Source organism: Pseudoalteromonas sp. CuT4-3, from assembly GCF_035666335.1.
GTDB classification, from domain to species: domain Bacteria; phylum Pseudomonadota; class Gammaproteobacteria; order Enterobacterales; family Alteromonadaceae; genus Pseudoalteromonas; species Pseudoalteromonas atlantica.
Map to the genome: position 1 here is coordinate 1,260,780 of NZ_CP142030.1, position 22,751 is coordinate 1,283,530.

At 41.6% G+C, this 22,751-nt stretch carries 23 protein-coding genes and 7 tRNA genes; 18 read left to right on the top strand and 12 right to left on the bottom strand.

Annotated elements, in window-relative coordinates; translation table 11 throughout:
• Nucleotides 1-6: 6 nt before the first annotated feature.
• Nucleotides 7-852, bottom strand: coding sequence for an NADPH-dependent 7-cyano-7-deazaguanine reductase QueF (queF, locus tag VOI46_RS05675; RefSeq protein ID WP_004585966.1), 846 nt, complete (start codon nt 850-852; stop codon nt 7-9).
• A 59-nt stretch (nt 853-911) separates the two neighbouring features.
• On the opposite strand from queF, the gene syd reads away from it, so the two are divergent.
• Nucleotides 912-1,451 carry a SecY-interacting protein gene (gene syd / locus VOI46_RS05680; protein WP_004585967.1) on the top strand — a complete coding sequence of 180 codons (540 nt, stop codon included), beginning with the start codon at nt 912-914 and terminating at the stop codon, nt 1,449-1,451.
• Between the two features lie 226 nt (nt 1,452-1,677).
• On the opposite strand, the gene VOI46_RS05685 is transcribed toward syd, so the two are convergent.
• From VOI46_RS05685 to VOI46_RS05695, 3 genes are all read right to left on the bottom strand, one after another.
• Nucleotides 1,678-2,451 carry a Zn-ribbon-containing protein gene (locus VOI46_RS05685; protein ID WP_324738183.1) on the bottom strand — a complete coding sequence of 258 codons (774 nt, stop codon included), beginning with the start codon at nt 2,449-2,451 and terminating at the stop codon, nt 1,678-1,680.
• Nucleotides 2,452-2,464: 13 nt separating this feature from the next.
• The gene (locus VOI46_RS05690; RefSeq protein ID WP_324738184.1) at nt 2,465-2,728 is read right to left on the bottom strand and encodes a hypothetical protein; all 264 of its coding nucleotides are present in this window, start codon (nt 2,726-2,728) and stop codon (nt 2,465-2,467) included.
• A 270-nt stretch (nt 2,729-2,998) separates the two neighbouring features.
• Nucleotides 2,999-3,238: a DUF2789 domain-containing protein gene (locus VOI46_RS05695; RefSeq protein WP_004585970.1), complete on the bottom strand. Its 240-nt coding sequence runs from the start codon at nt 3,236-3,238 to the stop codon at nt 2,999-3,001.
• A gap of 210 nt (nt 3,239-3,448) precedes the next feature.
• Between VOI46_RS05695 and VOI46_RS05700 the strand changes: the two genes are divergently transcribed.
• A complete protein-coding gene (locus VOI46_RS05700) occupies nt 3,449-4,093 on the top strand; it encodes a GNAT family N-acetyltransferase (RefSeq protein ID WP_024033694.1) in 645 nt (214 codons plus the stop codon).
• Between the two features lie 740 nt (nt 4,094-4,833).
• Here the strand turns inward: VOI46_RS05700 and VOI46_RS05705 are convergent.
• Together VOI46_RS05705 and VOI46_RS05710 are read right to left on the bottom strand one after the other, a co-directional pair.
• Complete coding sequence (locus VOI46_RS05705) at nt 4,834-5,133, bottom strand: DUF3301 domain-containing protein (RefSeq protein ID WP_004585972.1); 300 nt, start codon at nt 5,131-5,133, stop codon at nt 4,834-4,836.
• Nucleotides 5,133-6,161 (bottom strand): DUF3549 family protein, encoded by a 1,029-nt coding sequence (locus VOI46_RS05710; protein WP_324738185.1) that lies wholly within the window; start codon nt 6,159-6,161, stop codon nt 5,133-5,135. The genes VOI46_RS05705 and VOI46_RS05710 overlap by 1 nt, the downstream gene beginning before the upstream one ends.
• A 105-nt stretch (nt 6,162-6,266) precedes the next feature.
• Between VOI46_RS05710 and VOI46_RS05715 the strand changes: the two genes are divergently transcribed.
• The 3 genes from VOI46_RS05715 to VOI46_RS05725 are packed head-to-tail and all read left to right on the top strand — an operon-like array spanning nt 6,267 to nt 7,793.
• The gene (locus VOI46_RS05715) at nt 6,267-6,587 is read left to right on the top strand and encodes a YqcC family protein (RefSeq protein WP_004585974.1); all 321 of its coding nucleotides are present in this window, start codon (nt 6,267-6,269) and stop codon (nt 6,585-6,587) included.
• A complete protein-coding gene (truC, locus tag VOI46_RS05720) occupies nt 6,580-7,344 on the top strand; it encodes a tRNA pseudouridine(65) synthase TruC (RefSeq protein WP_004585975.1) in 765 nt (254 codons plus the stop codon). The genes VOI46_RS05715 and truC overlap by 8 nt, the downstream gene beginning before the upstream one ends.
• Nucleotides 7,344-7,793, top strand: a complete 450-nt coding sequence (locus VOI46_RS05725; RefSeq protein ID WP_004585976.1) for a flavodoxin — start codon at nt 7,344-7,346, stop codon at nt 7,791-7,793. The genes truC and VOI46_RS05725 overlap by 1 nt, the downstream gene beginning before the upstream one ends.
• Nucleotides 7,794-8,068: 275 nt before the next feature.
• Here VOI46_RS05725 and VOI46_RS05730 read toward each other — a convergent pair whose 3' ends face one another.
• Nucleotides 8,069-9,646, bottom strand: coding sequence for a LysM peptidoglycan-binding domain-containing protein (locus VOI46_RS05730; RefSeq protein WP_004585977.1), 1,578 nt, complete (start codon nt 9,644-9,646; stop codon nt 8,069-8,071).
• 184 nt (nt 9,647-9,830) lie between these two features.
• Complete coding sequence (gene gloB, locus VOI46_RS05735) at nt 9,831-10,604, bottom strand: hydroxyacylglutathione hydrolase (protein WP_004585978.1); 774 nt, start codon at nt 10,602-10,604, stop codon at nt 9,831-9,833.
• A 53-nt stretch (nt 10,605-10,657) separates the two neighbouring features.
• Here gloB and VOI46_RS05740 point away from each other — a divergent pair, with 53 nt between their 5' ends.
• Complete coding sequence (locus VOI46_RS05740) at nt 10,658-11,434, top strand: class I SAM-dependent methyltransferase (protein WP_004585979.1); 777 nt, start codon at nt 10,658-10,660, stop codon at nt 11,432-11,434.
• A gap of 78 nt (nt 11,435-11,512) precedes the next feature.
• Here VOI46_RS05740 and rnhA read toward each other — a convergent pair whose 3' ends face one another.
• Nucleotides 11,513-11,977: a ribonuclease HI gene (rnhA, locus tag VOI46_RS05745; RefSeq protein ID WP_004585980.1), complete on the bottom strand. Its 465-nt coding sequence runs from the start codon at nt 11,975-11,977 to the stop codon at nt 11,513-11,515.
• A gap of 68 nt (nt 11,978-12,045) precedes the next feature.
• Between rnhA and dnaQ the strand changes: the two genes are divergently transcribed.
• From dnaQ to VOI46_RS05790, 9 genes are all read left to right on the top strand, one after another.
• On the top strand, nt 12,046-12,759 hold the full coding sequence (gene dnaQ, locus VOI46_RS05750; RefSeq protein WP_004585981.1) for a DNA polymerase III subunit epsilon: 714 nt from the start codon (nt 12,046-12,048) through the stop codon (nt 12,757-12,759).
• Between the two features lie 8 nt (nt 12,760-12,767).
• Nucleotides 12,768-14,138, top strand: coding sequence for a TIGR03503 family protein (locus tag VOI46_RS05755; RefSeq protein WP_004585982.1), 1,371 nt, complete (start codon nt 12,768-12,770; stop codon nt 14,136-14,138).
• A 98-nt stretch (nt 14,139-14,236) separates the two neighbouring features.
• Nucleotides 14,237-14,313 (top strand) — tRNA-Asp (locus tag VOI46_RS05760).
• A gap of 27 nt (nt 14,314-14,340) precedes the next feature.
• Nucleotides 14,341-14,417: transfer RNA gene (locus VOI46_RS05765), tRNA-Asp, on the top strand.
• Between the two features lie 41 nt (nt 14,418-14,458).
• Nucleotides 14,459-14,535: transfer RNA gene (locus VOI46_RS05770), tRNA-Asp, on the top strand.
• Nucleotides 14,536-14,566: 31 nt separating this feature from the next.
• Nucleotides 14,567-14,643: transfer RNA gene (locus VOI46_RS05775), tRNA-Asp, on the top strand.
• 37 nt (nt 14,644-14,680) lie between these two features.
• A tRNA-Asp gene (locus VOI46_RS05780) sits at nt 14,681-14,757 on the top strand.
• 37 nt (nt 14,758-14,794) lie between these two features.
• A tRNA-Asp gene (locus VOI46_RS05785) sits at nt 14,795-14,871 on the top strand.
• Nucleotides 14,872-14,924: 53 nt separating this feature from the next.
• Nucleotides 14,925-15,001 (top strand) — tRNA-Asp (locus VOI46_RS05790).
• A gap of 132 nt (nt 15,002-15,133) precedes the next feature.
• Here the strand turns inward: VOI46_RS05790 and VOI46_RS05795 are convergent.
• Nucleotides 15,134-16,302, bottom strand: a protein-coding gene (locus tag VOI46_RS05795; RefSeq protein WP_121637701.1) for an IS3 family transposase whose coding sequence is annotated in 2 segments (ribosomal slippage) — nt 15,134-16,032 and nt 16,032-16,302 — 1,170 coding nt in all. Because the reading frame shifts where the segments join, the coding sequence is not laid out codon by codon here.
• 404 nt (nt 16,303-16,706) lie between these two features.
• On the opposite strand from VOI46_RS05795, the gene VOI46_RS05800 reads away from it, so the two are divergent.
• A complete protein-coding gene (locus tag VOI46_RS05800) occupies nt 16,707-17,297 on the top strand; it encodes an ATP-binding cassette domain-containing protein (protein WP_004589026.1) in 591 nt (196 codons plus the stop codon).
• Complete coding sequence (locus tag VOI46_RS05805; RefSeq protein WP_004589027.1) at nt 17,294-18,406, top strand: DUF6136 family protein; 1,113 nt, start codon at nt 17,294-17,296, stop codon at nt 18,404-18,406. Before VOI46_RS05800 ends, VOI46_RS05805 begins: the two co-directional genes overlap by 4 nt.
• 4 nt (nt 18,407-18,410) lie before the next feature.
• Here the strand turns inward: VOI46_RS05805 and fadE are convergent, their stop codons facing one another.
• Complete coding sequence (gene fadE / locus VOI46_RS05810; RefSeq protein WP_004589028.1) at nt 18,411-20,867, bottom strand: acyl-CoA dehydrogenase FadE; 2,457 nt, start codon at nt 20,865-20,867, stop codon at nt 18,411-18,413.
• A 297-nt stretch (nt 20,868-21,164) separates the two neighbouring features.
• Here fadE and VOI46_RS05815 point away from each other — a divergent pair, with 297 nt between their 5' ends.
• Nucleotides 21,165-21,929 carry a class II glutamine amidotransferase gene (locus VOI46_RS05815; RefSeq protein WP_004587229.1) on the top strand — a complete coding sequence of 255 codons (765 nt, stop codon included), beginning with the start codon at nt 21,165-21,167 and terminating at the stop codon, nt 21,927-21,929.
• A gap of 73 nt (nt 21,930-22,002) precedes the next feature.
• On the opposite strand, the gene VOI46_RS05820 is transcribed toward VOI46_RS05815, so the two are convergent.
• Entirely contained in the window at nt 22,003-22,740 is a 738-nt protein-coding gene (locus tag VOI46_RS05820) for a DUF3108 domain-containing protein (RefSeq protein ID WP_029772580.1), read from the bottom strand.
• Nucleotides 22,741-22,751 lie beyond the last annotated feature (11 nt).

Sequence of the window (22,751 nt, forward strand, 5' to 3'; positions counted from 1 at the left end):
TTGGTATTACTGGCGATTAATTTTTACCGCAAAAGGCGTATCGTTATAGTGCGTTGAACGATACGGATTTATATCCAGCCCACCGCGGCGCGTATAACGCGCATAGACTTCAAGCTCTTTAATGTTTAGCTGCGTGGTTAAATCACTATAAATACGCTCTACACATTGCTCATGAAACTCATTGTGGGTTCTAAATGAAATTAAATAACGCAAGAGTGCCTCATGGCATATTTGCTCACCAGTGTAACGAATAATTATACTGGCCCAATCTGGCTGCGAGGTAATTAAGCAGTTAGATTTAAGCAAATGGCTGTGCAGGGTCTCAGTAACCAGGGTGTCACTTTTTGATTTAAGTGAGTAGGCGTCAATATCGTAGTTATCTATTTCAATATCTAAATCGTCAATACACTGCCCAGGTAATGGCGTGCAAGGTAAGCAGTTATAGTCATCAGGTGCGTATAACGTTACCGCTACATCGCTATTTACCGCATTTGATAAGTCTTTAATTAAATGCTGTCTTACCACCTCAGTACTTTCAAAGCGGGTTTGATTAAAGCTATTCAAGTAAAGTTTAAACGACTTAGACTCAATAATATGGCTGCTTTGGCACGCAAAAGTAAACAGCGCCACGGCAACCTGCGGTTTACCTTTAGCGTTTAACCACGAAAGCTCATAACCTGTCCAAATATCTTGGCCTTTAAAGGGTAACTCGGCTTCGTCAATATTTAAAGCATCACGATTTAACTTGCGGGCAATAGGAAAAAGCAAGCTAGGCGAATATACATCTACGTATTCAGTAGATTGTCCTAACACACTACCTTTAAGGTCTGGAGAATTGCTGTAATCTGTCATGTTTGCTCTTAAATAGTTACAATAGGGACATTATATCTAATTTAAATGAGTTTCGCAGTATGTCTGTTGCAATGCAAATGGCCCAACTTCACACGCAATTTTGTGAAAAAACCGTTAAAAACACCGCTAAATATCCGCTTATGGCACACGATGAACAATGGCCTAGCCCTTGCGAGTTTGGCGAGGTAGACGCACAAGGCAATATTCAATGGAAAAGTGCTTTGCAAACCCCTGCAGGTTCATTATCAGATTTAGCTAACGCGCTTGAGCTGAACTTCCCAGCAGGGGTTGATGAGTTTTATGGGCACATGTATGGCGGTAGCATTTTAGCCAGCATAGATGGTCACCGTGTGGAGTTATTACAAGCTTGGAATAAAGATGATTTTGACCTGCTGCAACAAAATATTACCGGCCATGTATTAATGAAACGAAAATTAAAGCAGCCAGAAACCCTATTCATTGGTTTAACTGAGCAAGATGACTTACTGGTTACCGTGCAGGTAAATACCGGTGAGGTATGTTTGGAGTACGTAGGTAAAAAACCGCATCATGTACTTGCACCCAATATAGAATCTTTTTTAAAAGCGCTTGAGGTTTAGATTAATTAAACCAATGTGCAGTAATCGTTAATTATTGTGCAGGATAAGCCCTGTGCAAGACGCGTTAAAGGTTGCTCAGTTATTACAGTAAAAATAACGATACTGTAGCCTTACTTGCCGCTTTTACTTAATTTAATTGAGCATTAAAAAATCAGCTTAGTGCAATGCATTAAGCTGATTTTGTATAAGGTGTGTAATTTTTATTTTGCAAAGTGCAGGCTTTTAGTTACTGAAAATCCCACGAAACATTAGATACCAACCCACACGGCTCACACCTAAAATCAAATAACCCAAACCACGGCTCTGGTAATTTCCACTCACTATTGCAGCTAGGGCATTTACGCTCAAGTTCTGAAGCTTTATCTACACCGCCTACACGGTATAAATAATAATAAACCGGTTTTTGAGTTAAAAAGCGAATACGTTTAGCAATGTCTTTACCGCGACGATATAAGTCACTTTGTGTGCTTGATATTTCTTCAAGCGCTGGAAATTCACAGCGAGTAGCGCCGTTAATTTGTATTTGATCGCAGGCTTGCCAATCTTCTTGCCATTTTATGAGTGTTTTATAATCCCCATTTGCAATGGCCGGAATAGTAAACAATGGCACAGGTAAAAAGTCATCACCACAATACAGTGGGCTACAGGTATGCACATAGGTTGTGTATAAAATATAGCGTGAAGGCGATCTACAAGTATCGGCACCGTTTGAGTGAATGTCTTGGCCGATAACTTTTATTTTAGGAGCAAGTAAACCTGCACTGTGCAGCTTCTCAATACTGTGTTTTACAAAAGGGCTATTATTTAATGGGTGCATGGCGTCTTCGGTTGGGCACATTACACGGGTAATAAAATAGCCATCTTTTAGTACAGTTGGGAATTCTTCACCCATAATTTGGCCGTTAAAACGCAGTGCATTAACTAATCGGTTAATGGCTTGCTCGGCGTGCTCTAGGGTGGTGTCTTGGTAGCAGTCAAACGTTAAATCAACAACGAACATTTATAGTCTCAAATTATTTTTTCTCTAACAGGGCTAGCAACCTATCGAGTTTTTTCTCAATGCGATCGAGTTGAGATGTTTTAGGCTCAACGATGCTCTGCTCAGGGTTTTTCATTAAATTATGAATTGAATCAGGATTATTTTTATATTGGCTTACTGCGGCAATAATAACCGGCATAGGCACAGGTTGTGCTAAACGGCTTTTAGTTAGGGCAACAGTAGGGGTTTTGCCTTCATCAAGAAGGACTTTAATTGCATCAAATACAACTGCATTCATTAGATTTGTAACTCTTTAATATATAAGCGCAGCAAGTGTTTGCTGCGCGGGTGCTATAGTAGCAACAATACCAAGGCGCATAAAGCCTTGGTATAAGCAGAGGGGGAATTATACCAATTCGCAATAATACTTAATCATTTTGAGGGGCTAAACGTGTTGCTACCTGTGTTAAAAATTTTTCATTTAGAACGGCCAAATAATGAATTTTTGCTTAGCTATAAACACGTTTATCGAGCCTCAAAATAGGTCGCATAATTAAGCAAATTAGTATTACTTACCTTCTTGGCGAAGCCTCACATCAAGTTCATCAATTACTTCGCTCCACGCGCCATCTTCTGCTAGCGATTCTGCTAAAAAATGCTGCTGTGATTCATCCCAAAAAGGAGCTTGTTGTAAAAGCGTTGTGTCTTCTAGTGAGTGAGACGCAATAAAATCGTCAATCTGTTGTTCTGAGCTAGGTAAACCCAATTGTGCAAACAACGTTTTCATATCGTGTTTTGTCGTATCCATATTATTACTCCATCTGATTAAATTAAACCAAGCTTAGAGCCAGACTATAGGCTTTGCTAGTTAAACTCTCGCTGAATTGACGGTATTTTTGCTTTAGGTATATAGTTAACTTCAGTATAGATAAACATTTGCGCCATACAATTACCAATTACTTTATATACGGTAAATAGTTTGGCAACGTTGAGGGTAGTAAAGCAAAAAGGATACACAATGACAGTCACCTCTAATGAGCACACATTAAGCGTACAATACCTTGCCCCTGAAGATATAAGCACTGCAGGGAGTTTAATCTATCAGGCCTATCATGATGATCCGCTCCTTCAAAATTTATTAGGTTATGATCAACATAATATGGCTGCCTACGAGAAAAAATTACGCTCAGTGATACGCGAAGAGCTCAGTGCTTTTTGGCAAGAAAAACTGCCATTAATAGGCTTGTACCGCGATGATAAATTAAAAGCGGTGGCGTGTGTATTTGAGTCAAGCAGCCAATTACAACCAGAGCGTTATTGGCATTGGCGCTTAAAGTTAATGCTGAGCGCAGGGTATTTGCAAACCAACCAACTAATAGAAAAAGAGCAAACAATACGCACTGCGCTTAATGAGATTGGCGATTACTACTATTTAGCGTTTATTGCGGTAGACCCGCACGTGCAAGGCCACGGGCTTGGGCGCTACCTGTTACGAGGCTTAGATGATTTAGCAACTAAAAACACAGGAGCTAAAGGGCTTGCCGTTTTTGTTACACGCCAAGAACATAATACGTTTTTTAAATCAGAAGGATTTAGCACTTATAAAGCACTTGCCTTTAATAAAGTATCCGGAGAGCTTCTTTTTAAACCATATGCAAAGTAAGTCTGTAAGCGATAAGCGCCATTACGGACATATGCCCGTGAGATATAACTTACATTGACGTGCGCATTATCAGTTACGGTCGTTCATAAATGCAGCTTTAAAAGGGTAAGCTTTTGTTTAGTATTGGGTTTTATATTTTTTCATATATATTACGAAAAATTAATTTTGTTTACCTAGTAGGATGAAACCCAAACTCGCGTAGTATTTAACTTGTCAAGACGACATAGCTTAATGACTAAGCTACTGCCAAGGATACGGAATAGGCAACATAGCAGATGCTAGCAGGAAGCATAAAGGACAAGTTAAAAAGGACGCAAGGACGAACTAGGAAGTGCATGAAGCGCTTAGTAGTTGGAACTACTTAAGGATATTTACGGATGAGGCTACAGGAAGTAGCAGGAGCGTTAGTTTACGCAGGATGGCCAAGGCGGCAAGTGGAAAATGCAGGATGCATTTAAAGTGGCAGGAGCTACTTAAAAGGATGACCAAGGATGATGCTACAGTAAGTAGCCAAGCGTTAGTTTACGTGGGTTAGCCAGGATGGTTATGGATTTTGCAGGATGCAATGTTGAGGGTAAATAGGGTTGTTTACTCGTTCAGGGGATGATAATACGGATTTTGGGTCAAGGATAACAAGCAGGATGCTGTAAGAGTGGGGCGTAACTTTTGTTACGCCTTAGTTTTATGTATTAACTTATTTTAGTGGTTCACTTTAACCCCAACGGTTTTAACGATTAAAGTTAAATTTTGTGTGGCGGCACAACAACGCTTTTTAGCATTTCATTTTCCATAATTAAAATACCTTGATAGGCATTTTCGCCATCACTTGAAAACTCAAACATAAATTCGCTTTTGATCCCCGGTTTGCCATTTTTTAAAATGCCAAAGCGGCGTTTTGTGCACGCTACGCTCATTAACTGAACCTGTAATTGCTCAGCTTGGCGCGCGGCATGACTGTTAGCAGCTTCTGCTACTTTTCGGTTTAGCCAAAATAAGTAAATTACAGCGCCAATGGCGATAAACGTCCACAAAGTAGCCATTAAGAGAACAACCTTCCAATTGCGCGAGCGAGCGTTTCGCTGCGGTTTTCTTTACGTAATAAGCCTAATAAATGTGGGCGTATAGTGGGTATTGCAACTAAATCAGCAAAGATACTGGGAAATAGCTCGGCAATTTGCTGGTGGTGCGCACAATTATCCATAAAAATATGTAAGCGCTCAGGCTCTTCTAGTTGAGAAAAGCATCGCCCTGCAATCGTTAAAAGTACATCTGAATCAGTGCCAACAGATGAGCTTAATGCAGCATCTACTAGTTGTGTACACAGCCCTTGGGCTTGGCCTTTTGAAAGCGAGCGCAGTGCGGCAGTTAGTGCAATTGTATCGTTATTTTCAATGGCAGTGTGGCCATAGGCGACTAAAAGCTCACTGAGTGATGGCGGTATTTCTACATGTTCAAACATGGCGCTCAAAGGCTGCAATACCTCTAGTGGTAAATGCGGCCAAGCTTTTTGCAAGTTTGCTAAGTTGTTGTCGTTATTTAGGCGCAGTGCAAAATCGGCAATACCTTGTAGCGCAACGCTTTGCCAATCATCAAAACCTAAAGTGCCACTAAAGTACAGCTGCGTGTGCTCGTAATATTTAGAGGCTGGTTGCTTTAACAATACTTTAAGTTGGGCGTTAAAAGCCGCTAATTTATTTGCATTAGGGGTAAACACATAAGGGTTATTATCTAGCTTACCATCGGCTTGCTCGCCGGTTATTTCGCTGCCTAGGGCTTCAATTACCATATTAGCGAAATGATCGCGGCTCGCGCTCACTAATTTACTTTGCTCATCAAGTGGAAACTTTAAAAACCATACATAAGGTTCTTTACTTGCTTTGCTATCCCAAAATTGAATAGCCAGCCATGCATGCCCCGCAAGCGGATAAGGATAAGGAACTTGTGCTTGCTCAATAGCTAAAAACTGTTTTTTATCAAGCTTAGTAATATGCCTGCCAATATCAAAAGCACGCCATTGTGTACCGGCGCCATCTAAAAGTTGGCCAAGTGTCGCTATGTGTTCGCTCATCGTTATCTCAATTGTTTTTACTGCAAAATTGCCTCAATTATACGCCATAGCAGGCATTGAGGGAACAGGGTATAATTGCCCTATAACGTAAAAAGAAGAGTGGTTATGTATCAGCAAACGCAGGCTTATTTAAACCAATTAAGCACACTTTTAAAAAAACATAAACTGTGGCAAAGCACGCCAATAGAGGCGCATAAATTACAATCTCAAGTGCCTTTTTGTCACGATACCATGGCATTTGAGCAATGGTTACAGTTTGTATTTATTGAAAAAATGCAGCAATTAATAACGCTCAGCCAACCATTGCCGCAAAATTTTGCCATTGCGCCTATGGCAGAGATGGCGTTAGTGGATAAAACCGGCAGCGGCGAAATTATAACGCTACTTAGTGAACTTGATGCTTTTTTAGGTAAACCCCATGACTGAAAAGGGTGAACCTGTAGAGTACGGCGAGCTTAATATTCTTTACCAAGACGAATACTTTGTTGCCATAGATAAGCCCGCAGGCTTATTGGTTCATCGCTCTTTTTTAGATAAACACGAAACTCAATTTGCAATGCAGATGCTGCGCGACCAATTAGGGCAACATGTATTTCCGGTGCATAGGCTAGATAGACCAACATCAGGTGTGCTGCTATTTGCTTTAAGTTCAGAATCTGCCCGAGACATGAACAAGCTATTTATTGAAGGCACTATTACAAAACGTTATTTAGCGCTTGTACGTGGTTTTGCGCCTGAATCGGTGTTTGTAGATAAACCGTTAAAAGAAGAGCTTGATAAAATAGCTGACAAATTTGCCACGCAAGATAAAGCGCCACAAGCGGCGCAAACGCAATTTAATTGTCTGCATCAAGCAACGTTACCAATTCCTATTGGTAAATACCCCACGGTGCGTTACTCGCTCGTAGAGTGTTTCCCAAAAACGGGCCGAAAGCATCAAATTAGGCGCCACCTTAATCATTTATCAATACCTATTATTGGTGATGTAAATCATGGTGATAATCAGCATAATCAATTTTTTAGGGAACATTTTGCACTGCGGCGGTTAATGCTATTTGCAACGCAGCTTAGTTTTGTGCACCCTTACACGCATAAACCCATCGTAATTAAAGCGCCACTAGGTGAAGACATGCTTAGTATATGTAAGCAACTAGGTTGGCCACAGCAAGAAAAGGATTATTAATGGCACATATTAGTATTTTTGTAGGCAGCGTTAACGGCGGTGCAGAACGTTTAAGCTACGACGTTGCAAATACAATTGAAAAAGCGGGGCACACTGCGAGCGTTATTAGTGAGGCCTCACTTGATGATATAAAAAACGCCTCACATATATTAGTTGTTACCTCTACCACAGGGCAAGGCGATGTACCTAGCAATTTAGCTGGGCTCTACTTTGCTATGAACAGCACATTTCCGATGCTAACTGATAAGCCATTTGGTGTTATAGCCATGGGCGATAGATGCTACGGCGATACGTTTTGCGGTGCAGGGCGCAGCTTTGATGAGCTACTACGTGACTTGCAAGCTAAGCCGGTAGGAAACCGTTTAGAAATAGATGCCTGCGAAGACTTTGAGCCATGGCCTGTAGCACAGCCGTGGTTAAAAGCATGGCTTGAAAAATTACCAGCTTAGTCACATCAATGCGCAATAATGCTTAATCATTTTGCGGGGTTAAACGTGTCGCTACCTGCGTTAAAAAATGCTCATTTACGACTGCATGGATGCAGAAGGTAGAGCCATGCAGGAGCAATTGCCGAGAACAACTAAATAGCGAATTTATTGCCTAGCTATTAACACGTTTTTCCGGCCTCAAAATAGAGCATTTAATTAAGCGAATTGGTATTAAACTGCTTATATGTACAAAAAAAGGAGCGCATGCGCTCCTTTTTTAATTATTAAACCGTTGGTTAACTACTTCTTACATCAACCTTAAGCTTTAACTTTTGGCCAGGCTGTAAATACTTTTGGCCGGCTAAGTTATTCCACTTAATAATTTCGTTTACGGTTAAATTAAATTTAGACGCAATACGTGCAAGTGAGTCACCACGGCGTACTTTGTACGTAATGGTGCGATTAGTACTTGCAGTTGCTTGTGGTTTACTCGCTGATTTATAAACAGTGAGCTTTTGATTTAAGCGCAATACTGAGTTTTTCTTCAGTTTATTCCACGAGGCCAGCTCATCCATGGTGACATCGTATTCGCGACTAATGTCCCACAGGGTGTCGCCACTTTTAACCGTGTGCGACAGCTTAGTACGGGTGGCTTTATTAGCAGCTAAACGCATTTGCTTAGGTAAATGTTCGCTATTAATTGCGCCATCGGTCAAGGGTACTAATAACTGTTGGCCAATACGTATGGTGTTTGACTTTAATTTATTAAGCGAGCGAATAGCACTGGTGCTGGTGGTAAACTTTTTAGCAATAACCGATAGGCTATCTCCGCGCGCCACAGTGTATTGCTGCCAGCGTAAGCGGTCTTTAACATCGGTTTGCGCCAGCTTTTGGCTGAATTGTTCCGCTTTATCGGTGGGTAATAGTAAAAAGTGCGGACCGTTAGGGTCGGTCGCCCAGCGGTTAAAGCCTGGGTTTAACCTGTATAGCTCAGTAAGAGTCATATCGGCCATATCTGCGGCCAGTGCAAGGTCAATCTGCGTGCCTACATCAACCACTTCTACAACTTGCGCGTTGATAACCGGTTTCCACTTTACATTAAACTCATCAGCGCGTTTTAATAAATCGGCAAGGGCTAAAAGCTTTGGTACATACGCGGTGGTTTCGCTTGGTAAGTCGAGAGACCAAAAGTCTGTTGGTAAATGCTTTTTACGATTTTTCTTAATCGCACGCATTAAACGCCCTTCGCCTGAATTATAAGCGGCAATGGCGTTTAACCAATCGCCTTCAAGGGTTTTGTGTAAATACGATAAGTAATCAAGGGCAGCACGCGTAGATTGCACTATGTCGCGTCGTCCGTCGTACCACCAGTTTTGTTTTAAATCAAAACGCTCGCCAGTGGCTGGCATAAATTGCCAAATACCCGAAGCACTGCGATTAGAGTAGCCAAATGGGTCAAACGCGCTTTCTACAATAGGTAAAAGGGCAATTTCGATAGGCATTTCGCGCTTTTCTACTTCTTCAACAATAAAGTGTAAGTAAGGTTCTGCGCGTTTTGAAATGCGGTCTAAATAAGCTTGATGACGCGCATAGTAATTACGCTCGGTAACAACAGGGCGGTTTTGCGGTACATCAATAGACAGTTGGTAGCGAATGCGCTCCCACACATCGTCAAAAACGGGGGCGTCTTCGCTCTGCTCAACGTGTTGATATTGGGCGTTTACCATCAATGCATTGTTAATATCGTTAGGGCTTGCGCCTTCTAAGCGCTTATTTGCTTGGGTAGCAGATTGTGCGTCTGAATCTACGGTTGTTAATGTTTGACAACCACTTAGCGCAAGCGCCAAGGCAATTAATAGAGGAGATTTATTCATATATACCAATACATCAGGTAAAAAAACTCGGCGAATACTACCCGTTATGAGTCAACATTGCCACTTAACGACCAACTTTAGCATGTTGATAAAACCATTCGCTATTTTTAAACCAATGGTTTTACCTAGGATATACCTAACCACGATGCTGCAAAATTAATTACAACAGGTCAACATATCTTAACTAAAAGTTGTCTTTGAATCGTCTCAGACTTGCAAAGTTTTCCCATGGTTCATTGTTTTTTGTAACCAACACAAATTCTTTTGGAATTAACTCTGTAATAGTAGGTAGGTCGCTGCGCATAAACGGATTAACTTTAAGCTCTTGGCCTATTGTACTTGGCAGTGTAATTTCGCCCTTAGCACGCTGTGCATCTACTTTATCGCTGTATTGGAGTAGCTCAGGGTTACGCGGCTCTACGGCTTTTGCAAATGCTAAATTGGCTTGCGTATATTCATGCGTGCAATATACTTTGCAGGTTTTAGGTAGCTCACGCAGCTTATTAAACGACTCCCACATTTGCTCAGGCGTCCCTTCAAATAATCGCCCACAGCCCCCACTAAAAAGCGTATCGCCTGTAAAAGCCAACTGTTCATGAATATAACAAATGTGATCAAGCGTATGGCCAGGGGTGGTAATAATGTTAAAACGCGTACCCAATACCTCAACGCTATCGCCATCAACCAGTGTATTGGTGATCCCCGCAAACGGACTGTTTATAGGACCGTACACTGCAATGTTTGAAAACTGTTTTACAAGCTCGGCTACGCCACCGGTATGATCGCTATGATGATGGGTAATTAAAATGCCACCAAGTTGTAAGTTGTACTCTGCTAAATGCGCCATAACGGGCTGTGCGTCGCCTGGGTCAACCACCCACGCTAGGTCGCTATTATGGGTAGTTAAACACCAAATATAATTGTCAGAAAATGCTTTAATTGCTTTAACTTGCACCATATTAATTTGCTCTATAAAGTGACGGGTAACACCTAGTATAACGAGCTATAAAAATGAAACCAGCCCTTAGTTTTCAAGAAGGACCCAAACCGCTGTCATGGCAGCAGTTCCCTCATGGGGATTATTTACGTGCTGACATTGAACAAAAAATGGATCAATGGCTGCCGCGTATGTTTGGCTACCATATGCTTAAATTAGGTAATTTAAGTGGCGAGCTTAATACCAGCGTAAGCACTATAAAACACCAAGTATGTGTTGCCGAAGAGGGGCCTTACACAGGTGTAATAGCCGATATAGACGAACTGCCTTTTTATGAGCACAGTGTTGATGCGTGTATTTTAAGCCACTGCTTAGAGTATCACTCAGACCCACATCACATATTACGCGAGGCGCATCGCACACTTATACCCGGTGGTTACATTGTTATTACCGGATTTAATCCGTTTAGTTTATGTGGATTGGCGCAAATGTTGCCTTTTAGCGGCCAAAAGCTGCCATGGACGGGGCGTTTTTTTACGCCTGCGCGGGTAAAAGATTGGCTTAATTTATTGGGGTTTGAAATTATTAGTGATGAGCGCTTTATTTACTCATCTCTTGCGCGTGGTAACAGGCTTTCACGGTTTGCATTTTGGCGCAGTTTTGCCAAACAGTATTTAAAACCTATGGGGAGTGTTTATATGCTGGTGGCGCGAAAACGCGTGGCTCCGCTTACGCCTATAAAACCTAAGTGGCATGCAAGGCCGCAGTTTTCACCTGTAAAAGGGGCAGGGCTTAGGCAAACCTCAAAGCAGCACTTTAAACAGTGTGAGCAAAAAAATAATAATAGTTAAAAAATGTAAGTAGGCACTTTTTAACCCAGCCATGAGCCTTACACTCATGGCATTAAAAAGTGCGAAAGCTTTAACGGGTTAAGGCTGATACCCTACATCATCAAGTAGGTTGCTACTGCCTGCAGCGTCACGTGCTAAATCGTCAACTATTTCGTTATATTTATGCCCGCTATGTCCCTTTACCCATTTCCATGTAACCGTGTGCTCGCTACAAGCGCTATCAAGTCGCTTCCATAAATCAACATTTTTAACCGGCTTTTTTGCTGATGTTTGCCAGCCCCTTTTTTTCCAATTTGCAATCCACGACTCAATACCCTGCTTAACATATTGGCTATCTGTGGTGAGGTTAACGGTGCAAGGGCGGGTAAGTGATTCGAGGGCAACAATGGCAGCGAGCATTTCCATACGGTTGTTTGTGGTGAGCTTATACCCTTGGCTTAATTTTTTTTCGTGGCCGTTATAAATCATAAAAATACCATAACCACCAGGGCCCGGATTACCTAAACATGAGCCATCGGTGTAAATCTCTACGGTTTTTTGCACTGTTTTACCTTGATATTATGTACAATAAAGTGATTATAGAAAGATACCAGAGTCAGGCTAAATTCGATATGGCACGTAGACAAATAGTTTTAGATACAGAAACCACCGGCATCGACCCCAAACAGGGGCACCGGATTATAGAAATTGGGTGTGTAGAATTAATAAACCGACGTTTAACCGGTAATAATTTTCATGTTTACATTAACCCACAACGCAGCATTGAAGAAGAAGCAATAGATGTTCACGGTATTACCAACGAGTTTTTACGTGATAAACCTCTTTATCGCGATATAGCGCAAGAGTTTTTTGACTACATTAAAGGTGCAGAGCTTGTAATACATAACGCCCCGTTCGATGTGGGCCATATGGATAACGAGTTTGCGCTGCTTAACCAAGGCTACCCAAATACGCACGAGTACTGCCAAGTTCTCGACACCCTTAAAATGGCGCGTGACTTGCATCCTGGTCAAAAGAACAACCTAGATGCTTTGTGTCGCCGTTATGATATAGACAACGCAAAACGAACATTACACGGCGCATTACTGGATTCTGAAATTTTAGCCGATGTTTACCTTGCCATGACGGGCGGGCAAACCAAGCTAAACTTAAACCAAAATAAAGATGACGGCAGTGAGCAACAGACTGGTGGCATAAGACGCTTGAGTAGTGACCGAGCACCTTTAGTTGTATTGCGCGCAAACGACGCTGAGCAAAGCGCACACGAAGCACGACTCGATCTTGTAGACAAAGAAGGCGGCCACTGTTTATGGCGCGCTGAATAAGGCCAACTATGAAAACGATGTATTTTATAACTGTATTGTGCGCCACCTCACTGTTTAGCGCCAGTGCGTTTGCCGTTAAGCAAGTAGAGCTGCTTAAACGCGACGGCGAACAAAATGAAATACCGCTGCTAGATAACCGTTTTCGTATAGACAGCCAATTAGACGAAATAACCTTACTATTTTTTAGAAAGCCAGGTTCGCCCGCGGTTATTTTAGTCAGGCCCGATGGCAGCAAGTACTTTGCCACTAACGCCGTTAAAGATCCCAACCTCGATTGGTTTGATGAGCTTAGTTACGACTTAATCACCATAAAAAAACCGATGGCTGGCCCATGGCAAGTTATTGGCCGCATTTTGCCCGACAGCCGCATTGTGGTGTTAGGGGAAGTGTCTTTAAAAGCACAGCCACTACCTCCTATGTTGTTTAGAGGCGAGACAATAAAAATAACGGGCGAAATTTTAAATGATGATGAGCCTATCGATGCTAACTTATTCACAGATGTAGTTAGCCTAAACGTTGACTTTGTAAGTACTAACGATGAAAGCTATGCAAACTTCGGTGCAGGTACTCAAGAAGTTGCCGAATTTAAAGACGATGGCCGCGGCTTTGATGAACGCCCTAACGATGGAGTGTTTACTGGCGAATTTAAATTAGACTTTCCTGCAGGGCAGTGGACACCAGAACTCTATATAGCGACCCCCTTATTACAGCGACGCATTGTGCAAGACCCTATCATTGTGCATGAACCGCCATTTAAATCTGAGGTCGCACTGGCAGAGCTTGATACCGACGATCACCAGCTAACTATTAATATAGATAGCAACATAGTTAAACCCGAAACCGTTATTGTGCAGGGAAAAATTTATTACCCTAACAATGAAGAGCAAATGTTTACAATTGACGCGCAAGCGGGTGATACACGCCAACTAGCAATTAAAAACTATGATTGGGGAAGATACAGCGTTGAACTGTCTGTTTTTGGCACTAATATAAACGGTCGTGAGTTTATGGCCACAATACCAACATACAAATTTGAGATAGAAAGGCCAATAGAAGCAGTGCCCGAAATAGACCCTGCTACGCTTATTGATCAAAATCTGGCCTTGGAAGCTGAACCCGTTGAAGAAAAAATGGCCACTTCTACATTAGTGACTTTAATCGTGGGCTGTAATTTGCTCATTTTATTGTTAGGGTGGTTAGCAATTCGTATTTTTGTACAGAAAAAGCCAATCAAATTTAACTTTAAACTGCCTTTTTTAAACAAAAAGAAAGTAAACGATGAGAGCAACGCCGATGCAGAAAAAAATCAAGTCGGCAAAAATGGCTCAAAAAGTGACAAATCAGGTGAAATTTTAAACCTTTCGATGTCAGATGACTAAAAAACCTGTAAAAAAACAAAAAAGCCCTTGACGAAGTAGGGGCTGATTCGTATTATTCACGCCGCTGCAAAGGGAGACCTAAGCAGAAACGAAAATGCGGAGTGGTAGTTCAGTTGGTTAGAATACCGGCCTGTCACGCCGGGGGTCGCGGGTTCGAGTCCCGTCCACTCCGCCAATTTTCGACAATTTGTAAGTAGACGCTGGAGTGGTAGTTCAGTTGGTTAGAATACCGGCCTGTCACGCCGGGGGTCGCGGGTTCGAGTCCCGTCCACTCCGCCAACACTTACACAACATATGGTTGTAAAACATATTCTTATTATGGAGTGGTAGTTCAGTTGGTTAGAATACCGGCCTGTCACGCCGGGGGTCGCGGGTTCGAGTCCCGTCCACTCCGCCAATAAGAAAAAATAACAGTTTAAATACGCGCTGGAGTGGTAGTTCAGTTGGTTAGAATACCGGCCTGTCACGCCGGGGGTCGCGGGTTCGAGTCCCGTCCACTCCGCCACTATTTAAACACTGTTATGTTACAAAATTTGTATGCTGGAGTGGTAGTTCAGTTGGTTAGAATACCGGCCTGTCACGCCGGGGGTCGCGGGTTCGAGTCCCGTCCACTCCGCCAACAAATTTAGTAATGACAAGTAATATGATATCTCTGCGGAGTGGTAGTTCAGTTGGTTAGAATACCGGCCTGTCACGCCGGGGGTCGCGGGTTCGAGTCCCGTCCACTCCGCCATTTGATATCGTAACAAAATTAGTAAGTGCATTACCCCATGCACATACCACTGCGGAGTGGTAGTTCAGTTGGTTAGAATACCGGCCTGTCACGCCGGGGGTCGCGGGTTCGAGTCCCGTCCACTCCGCCACTTGTTATTTCCTCAGTAGCAAGCTTATAAAATCCTTGGTTAAATAACTTTATAAATTACCCTTTGGCTATCAGCTATCAGCTATCAGCTATCAGCTATCTGATCTGACCCCGATAAAGTAGACACGGGGTTTTAATTCATTGATTCATATTGTATGGGGCTAACATTTCCAATCGTCCCATGCATTCGCACTGAGTTGTAGTAATTCTCAATATAAAAACGACTTTGTATTGTCATTTCGCTACGACTCAGTTCATTTAGATTACTCATCCATTCTTTTTTGTACTGAGCAAAAAAACTTTCTGAACAGGCATTATCCCAGCAGTTCCCCTTTCTCGACATGCTAATCGTTACACCTCGCTTGTTCAACCACGATATAGTCTCTTTAGCTCGATACTGGCTCCCTTGATCTGAATGAAACAGTAAACGTTGCCCGTTCGGCTTGCGCACATTCCAAGCCTTCTTTAGTGTTTTAATCACTAAAACCGCATTATTAATTCGACTTGTTGCCCAGCCCACAACTTTGCGTGAGTATAAATCTAAAATGACACATAAGTACTGCCAGCCTTCTTTACAGCGCACCTGAGTTATATCCGATACCCATACACTATTAGGCTCTTCAACATCAAATTGACGAGCAAGTAGATTCTCTGTCGTTATAAAACCCTGCTTTTTATTACCACTGGTGTAGCGACGCTTACCTGATTTAGAGCGATAACCTACGCTTTGTAATAAACGCTGCACTCGGCCTTTACTGCAATCATATCCGTCGGCTATGGCGGCTTGCCACAATTTTCTGTAACCAGGTATGCAGTGCTCTTCATTACTTCTTTTTATTAAAAACTGAAGTAAAAAATCATTTTTTCTTTCAACTGGATTCGACGACTGTTTCAACCATTTGTAATACCCAGCCTTAGAAACAGATAATAACTTACATAACTTGCTTACTGTTTTCTTCACCGTCGTGGTCTTATGAATATATTGAAACCTTATTCTTTTAGACTGTCGAAGTAGGCCCTCGCCTTTTTTAGTACGTCGTTCTCCAACTGTACGTCCTCAAGCTGCTTTTCAAGGTTACGAACTTGACGTTCAAGGTCTTTATATGACTTTTCTGGACCATGGTTTTTAAGTGGCTTAGGCTCTTTTCTTGAGGTCATTTTACTTCTCCAACTTGACAGCATATCGGGATGAATACCGTATTTATTAGCGGTCATTTTAACGGTACCGTGTGAGTCTAATGACTCCTGCACCACTTTTCTTTTAAATTCCTCTGTATGTTTACGAAACGCTTTTACTTTCATGAGAACTGACTCCTAAATAGGTGTCTACTTTTATGGAGTCAGATCAACACGTAAACCGTAGTAGATTTGAATTAAAAACTCATAGCTTAATTTTTAGTTTAGTTCATAGCTTTACGTGTTATCAAAATTCAAATTGTCCTTTAAAGTAGTTTATATGGCTTGAGGCTAAGTCATAGCGCCGCAGATGTAAAAAGCTTATCTTTATAGTGAAGTGTTAGAGAGGAACGCTGTTGATGTCATAAGCTTTTTCAGAGCTTCTGATACTGTTTCACTTTGCTAAAAGATTTATCGCTATTAGAAAGCGATGTTACTTTCCCGTTAGTGTTGTTTTAAAGCTGTGGTGATGGGTTTTGTTTCTCATAAAAGTTTATTTATAATATCACGCTTACTTATAGGGATATTTTATGATTGAAGTGATTGGCTTAAATAAGCAGTTTGTTACCAACGTGGTTTATCGTGATTACAATAAAGTGTTTAGCAGCCAAAAAGTGTGCATCGAAGCACCTAATGGCCAAGGGAAAACAACTCTATTGATGATGTTAGCGGGGCTTGAAACTTACGAAAGTGGTGAGCTTTTGTTTTCTGGAAACGCATTAACAGAACCACATAAGCAAGTTGCTATTGCCTCTGACAGTATTGCTTTACCCGACTTTTTAACAGCAAAGCAAATAATTAACTTATCCTCAAATACATTTGGTTGTTGTTGGCCAACAGCTATAGTCGATGGATTTAATTTTAATGAATTTCTAAATACGCGCTTTGACGCTCTATCATCAGGTAACCAAAAGAAGTGCCAGTTAATTTTAGCGCTTATGCGCGATGCACCGTATTTACTGTTAGATGAACCCAGTGCAGCGCTTGATCAAGCGAGTATTGAGTATTTATTAATTTTACTTGATGAATATTTAGTAAATAAGCCACAAGGTCAAATAATTATTACCTGTCACGAGCCCGAGCCTTTTTTACTGCATGGCTTTGAGTGTATGCCTTTATGATTGCAAATTTAAAACAATCTATTGGCCAATACCGCTCTTTTATGGATTATCGTTTTCAGGCATACAAGACTGAACTTACACAATTATTATTACAACTGAAAAGCTTTGGGGTGTTATTTTTAGTGGTGTTAGGCTCGTCAGTGTTGGGTTTGATATTGCTACTTTTTTTAGGGCTTGGAAAAATTATTGATAGTAGTGATGCACCTCAATATGGTGCGCAAATGGCTTGGCTGTATTTGCTGCTACAAAGTGTAATGTTAAGCGCAATGAAGTCTGCAATAAAAAACTCAACCCAACGAGCGTTTCAACAGACATTGGTAAAGCGGTATTGGCTTGGTTTGGTGGATATAAAGCTTTTGCTGTTAAGTAATGGCTGGTTGATTGCAAGCCTTGTTATTGCGATTGACCTGAGCATAAACCAGTGGCTTAGGGTGCCGCATTTTTTGGTGTTTTTACTATTACAATTTATCCTCGGCATTTTATGCTTATACAAGCCAATAGCGCTTGTTTATGGATTTTTGTTATCTGCAATGTGGTTAATGTTACCGTTTGATGTAAGTCCACTGATTTATCAGTGTGCCTTTGTGCTGTTATTTGCCTTAAGCACCTTAATGGTACCTTTTAATTTTGCAGCTAAGTTAGAGCTAAGCTCGCTTACAGGCTTTTGGCTAATGTTTTTTATACACAACAGCTGGATTTTGATTTGGCGAGGTGCTTTATTGTTGTGCGTATTTATGGCATTTGAGGTACTACTACAAGAGCGCGCTAATTTAGCTGATATATTTAGTATTTTGTCACTAGCTTTTGTGGTGTTGTTTAGTAGTTCATTACAATTTGATTGTAGTCATCTACATCAACAATATAGTGTGTTTTTTAAAATGCAGAATAAGCAAACAGCATTTTTTATTGGCCAATTTGTTCCTAGTTTAATTGTGCTCTTACTTTCGCTTATTGGTTTTTTTGCTTTATTCAACCAAGCAAATGGCTTGTTGCTATTAACTGGCATTATTTGGTGCGCACTCCAACAAGCTATCGTGCAAAAAAAACCAGCACATTACGCGCTGGTTTGGATGATCACAACAGGCGGACTGTTGGCTGCGTTAACCTAACGGGTTAAGCTGCATCTGCTTTGCTGTCTTCACTTTTACGTGCGGCTTTGCCTGCTAATAAATCAGCTGGGTCAAAGTCATCAACGTTAATCACATCTAAGCGGGCTTTTTCAACAGCGGCTAATTTATCAGCTTCTGCTTGGCTTAATATGCCAGCTTCAAGGCCCATTTGCGCTACTTTATCAAGTTGGAAGAATGGCAGTTTAAGGCCTTTTTCTTTACATACTCGTTCAAATAACGGCTCTACAGCCAGTACGTCTTTAAGTGTTTGCTCTTGACGGCCAACTAGGTTTAGTGGCTCATCTTTTAAGTAAACATAGCTTGCTAAACGGTTACGCGTTTCGCTAGGTACTTGAAGTAGTTGTGCTAGTTTATGCTCAAGTTTGTCGGTAGGTTTACGAACCGGGCGACCAAACGGGAATAACAATACTTTTAATACGCCACGTAATGGGGCAGAGGGCATGTTATTGATTAAATCAGCAAGGGCACGTTGGCAGTGGTAAAGATGATCCTGACAGCTCCATTTTACTAGGGCTAAATCTTCTTGTTTACGGCCTTCGTCGTTATAACGTTTAAGCGTTGCAGACACTAAATATAAGTAGCTTAGTAAGTCACCTAAACGTGCTGAAATGCGCTCTTTACGTTTAAGCGAGCCACCAAATACCGCCATGCTAATGTCAGACATAAGCGCAAGCGATGCACTAAAGCGTGATGCTATACGGTAAAACTCTGCGGTGTCGTCTTTGTACGGTACGCTAGTGAAACGTGCACCGGTAAGCGCAAGCCACTTAGTACGTACAAGGTTCGACATTGTAAAGCCAATGTGGCCCATTAGCGCTTTATCAAATACGTTAAGCGCTTCTTCGCGGTCTTCAATTTCACAAGCACCAAGCTCGGTTAGTACAAATGGATGACAGCGAATTGCACCTTGACCATAAATAATCATATTACGGGTCAAGATGTTGGCACCTTCTACTGTTATAGCAATAGGGGCACCTTGATAGCCACGACCTAAATAGTTATTTGGCCCAAGCATAATCCCTTTACCGCCAAGTACGTCCATTGCATGAATGGTCGACTCGCGCATTTGCTCGGTAAGGTGATATTTAATAATAGCTGAAACAACCGATGGCTTTTCACCTAAATCTACCGCACCCGTTGACATACTAACGGCTGCATCTGAGCTGTAAGCGTAACCTGCAAGTTTAGCCAGTGACTCTTCAACACCTTCCATTTTACCAATAGGTAAACGGAACTGACGACGAATACGGCTATATGCACCTGTTGCTACGGCAATTGTTTTAATGCCACCGGCAGAGTTTGATGGCAATGTAATTGCACGGCCAACCGATAAACATTCAACCAGCATGCGCCAGCCTTGGCCAGCCATTTCTGGGCCACCAATAATGTAATCAAGGGGTACAAAAATGTCTTTACCGCGAGTCGGGCCATTTTGAAATGGTACGTTAAGCGGGAAGTGGCGACGACCAATTTCAACACCTGGCGTGTTAGTTGGAATAAGTGCACAGGTAATGCCTGGCTCTTTGTTGTCGCTTAGTAAACCATCTGGATCTTGTAGTTTAAAGGCAAGACCAAGTACTGTAGCCACTGGTGCAAGAGTAATGTAACGCTTGTTCCAAGTAAGGCTAATACCTACTACTTCTTCACCGTTCCATTGCCCTTTACACACAACACCATAGTCTGGAATTGAGCTTGCGTCAGAGCCTGCTTCTGGCGAGGTTAATGCAAAACATGGAATTTCTTGGCCTTGGGCTAAGCGCGGTAAATAATGATTTTTTTGATCTTCAGTACCGTAGTGCTGTAGTAATTCACCTGGGCCTAACGAGTTAGGTACACCTACAATTGATGATAGTAAGGTCGATTTACTGGTTAACTTTTGCAGAACACATGATTGTGCAAACGCAGAAAACTCTAAACCGCCGTATTCTTTTTTGATGATCATGGCAAAGAATTTATTATCTTTTAGATATTGCCATACATCTTGCGGTAAATCGGTAAGCTCGTGTGTTGCTTCCCAATCATCTAGCATGCTACATACTACTTCTACAGGGCCATCAATAAAGGCTTGCTCTTCAATAGTCAGTTTTGGAACTGGGTATTGGTGTAGCTTTTTCCAATCTGGGTTACCACAAAATAAATCAGCTTCCCACCACGTAGTACCGGCATCGATTGCTGACTTTTCAGTGTCAGACATGCTTGGTGTTACTTTTTTAAAGGTAGTAAAAATCGGCTTGATTATATATTGCTGACGAATGCCAGTAACAGAAAGAGGAACCGCGATGATCAAAAAGATCAACCAGCTAATTAAACCAAAAGCACCTGCGAAGGTACCAATTAATAATGTTGCGGCAGAAACACCAAGTGCTGTGTTCCAACTCGCTCTGTGGTAAACCGCGATGCTGAGCAGTGCGATTAAACCGAGTGTAAATATGAGTGTCATTGCTTATTCCTTAATAGAGGTCAGACCACCTCAGTTAGAGTAGCGCTAGTGAGCGTAAGTTTCAAGTACATTACAGCGTTAAATTAACGACAAACTAGTCATTATGCTTATCATCATTCCCTTTATAAGGAACAAGCATGCACCACTGCTGTGTTTAATTCAATCACAGCGATTATTTAAGCGCTAAAAATCAGTAAATCAGCTAGCCAAAAAAGTTTTTTTAAGTAAGTATGTCTGTTGTAGCGCATAGTAAAGTACAGCGCTATTTATACGTATTTTTTAAGGGTTAGTTTATTAATGTGTGAATTACTTGGCATGTCAGCCAACGTACCTACGGATATTTGTTTTAGTTTTTCAGGTTTGTTAGAGCGCGGTGGTAATACTGGCCCGCATAAAGATGGCTGGGGTATAACGTTTTATGAGGGTAAAGGGTGTAGAACCTTTAAAGATCCTGAGCCAAGCTATCAATCAGAAATCGCCAAGCTAGTAAAAGCTTACCCCATTAAAAGCGTGTCGGTAATTAGCCATATTCGCCAAGGAAACCGTGGCCGAGTGTGCCTTGAAAATACCCATCCGTTTACCCGTGAGCTTTGGGGACGCGAAATTACCTATGCACATAATGGCCAGTTATCTAACTATCACGATTTAAAACCACAATATTATCGCCCTGTGGGTAACACCGACAGTGAGCTGGCGTTTTGTTGGTTGCTAGATAAAATTCGTGAAAAATACCCAAAACGTCCCTCTAATATGGCCTCTGTATTTAGATATGCGGCTAAGCTTTCGCATACGCTACGTGAAAAGGGCGTATTTAATATGTTATTGACCGATGGCGTATTTGTATTGGCGTATTGCACTAATAACTTACACTACATAACGCGCCGAGCGCCATTTGGTAAAGCAACGTTAATTGATGCCGATATGGTGGTTGATTTTAACGAAGAAACCACCCCAAACGATGTAGTAACAGTAATAGCTACACGGCCATTAACCAACGACGAACGCTGGCAAAAAATGCAGCCAGGGGAGTTTGCGTTATTTAAAATGGGCGAACTAATTTAGTTAATTAGCCTAAAAGCAAACACAAAAAAACGCGATATAAAATCGCGTTTTTTTGTGTTTGCTATCACCGTGTTTACGGCGCTTCTGATCTTACTTCGCTGCTCTCACTTACAGGAGTAGAAACAGGCTGGGTAACGGTAAATGAATTCATTTGTACTTCAAACTGCTCCATGCCTTTTTCGCCTTTCCACATACGTACTAGCATGTAGTCCATTTCTGGTGCAAACCAAGCAAGGGCTTGGCGTTTATCGTTATCGTATAAACGTTTTACTTTTATAGCTTCTACGTTACCAATTGGCAGCGAAATCATTTCTTTGCCAACCACTTCAAAGTTGTAGTCGCGGCGATTGCCTTTTTTATCAATAAGCGGAAACGAAAAATAAGTTTCGCCTTTTTTTAAGCCTTCGCGTACTTGTACTTGATACGAAATAGCATCTTGAAATTCGTCAGTCCATTCGCACTTTAGCGGGTATTCGCTAGTACTGCTGGTGACCACTTTATTTTGTGTATCAAAGTCTATTTTATAATCTTTATCTGGGCCGGTGCCGGTACGCACCATATTGTAATGATGAGGAGTGACTTTGTTATCTAAAAAAGTAAATACTGAGGTTTCTTCTCGCTTGTCAGAGAAAATCATCCACTCAATATTGCTGTGATAAGTAAGTTGATATGTTTGCTCGCCAACTTTTTTAAGCTCGCGTACTGCCTCGCCATGATTTTTACCTTTGCGTAAAATATCGTAGCTGGCTTGATACTCTGTTAGTTCGCCTGCAATTAGGCTAGTAGGAAGTAAAGCGCCCACACATAACAGCAGGGCACTTA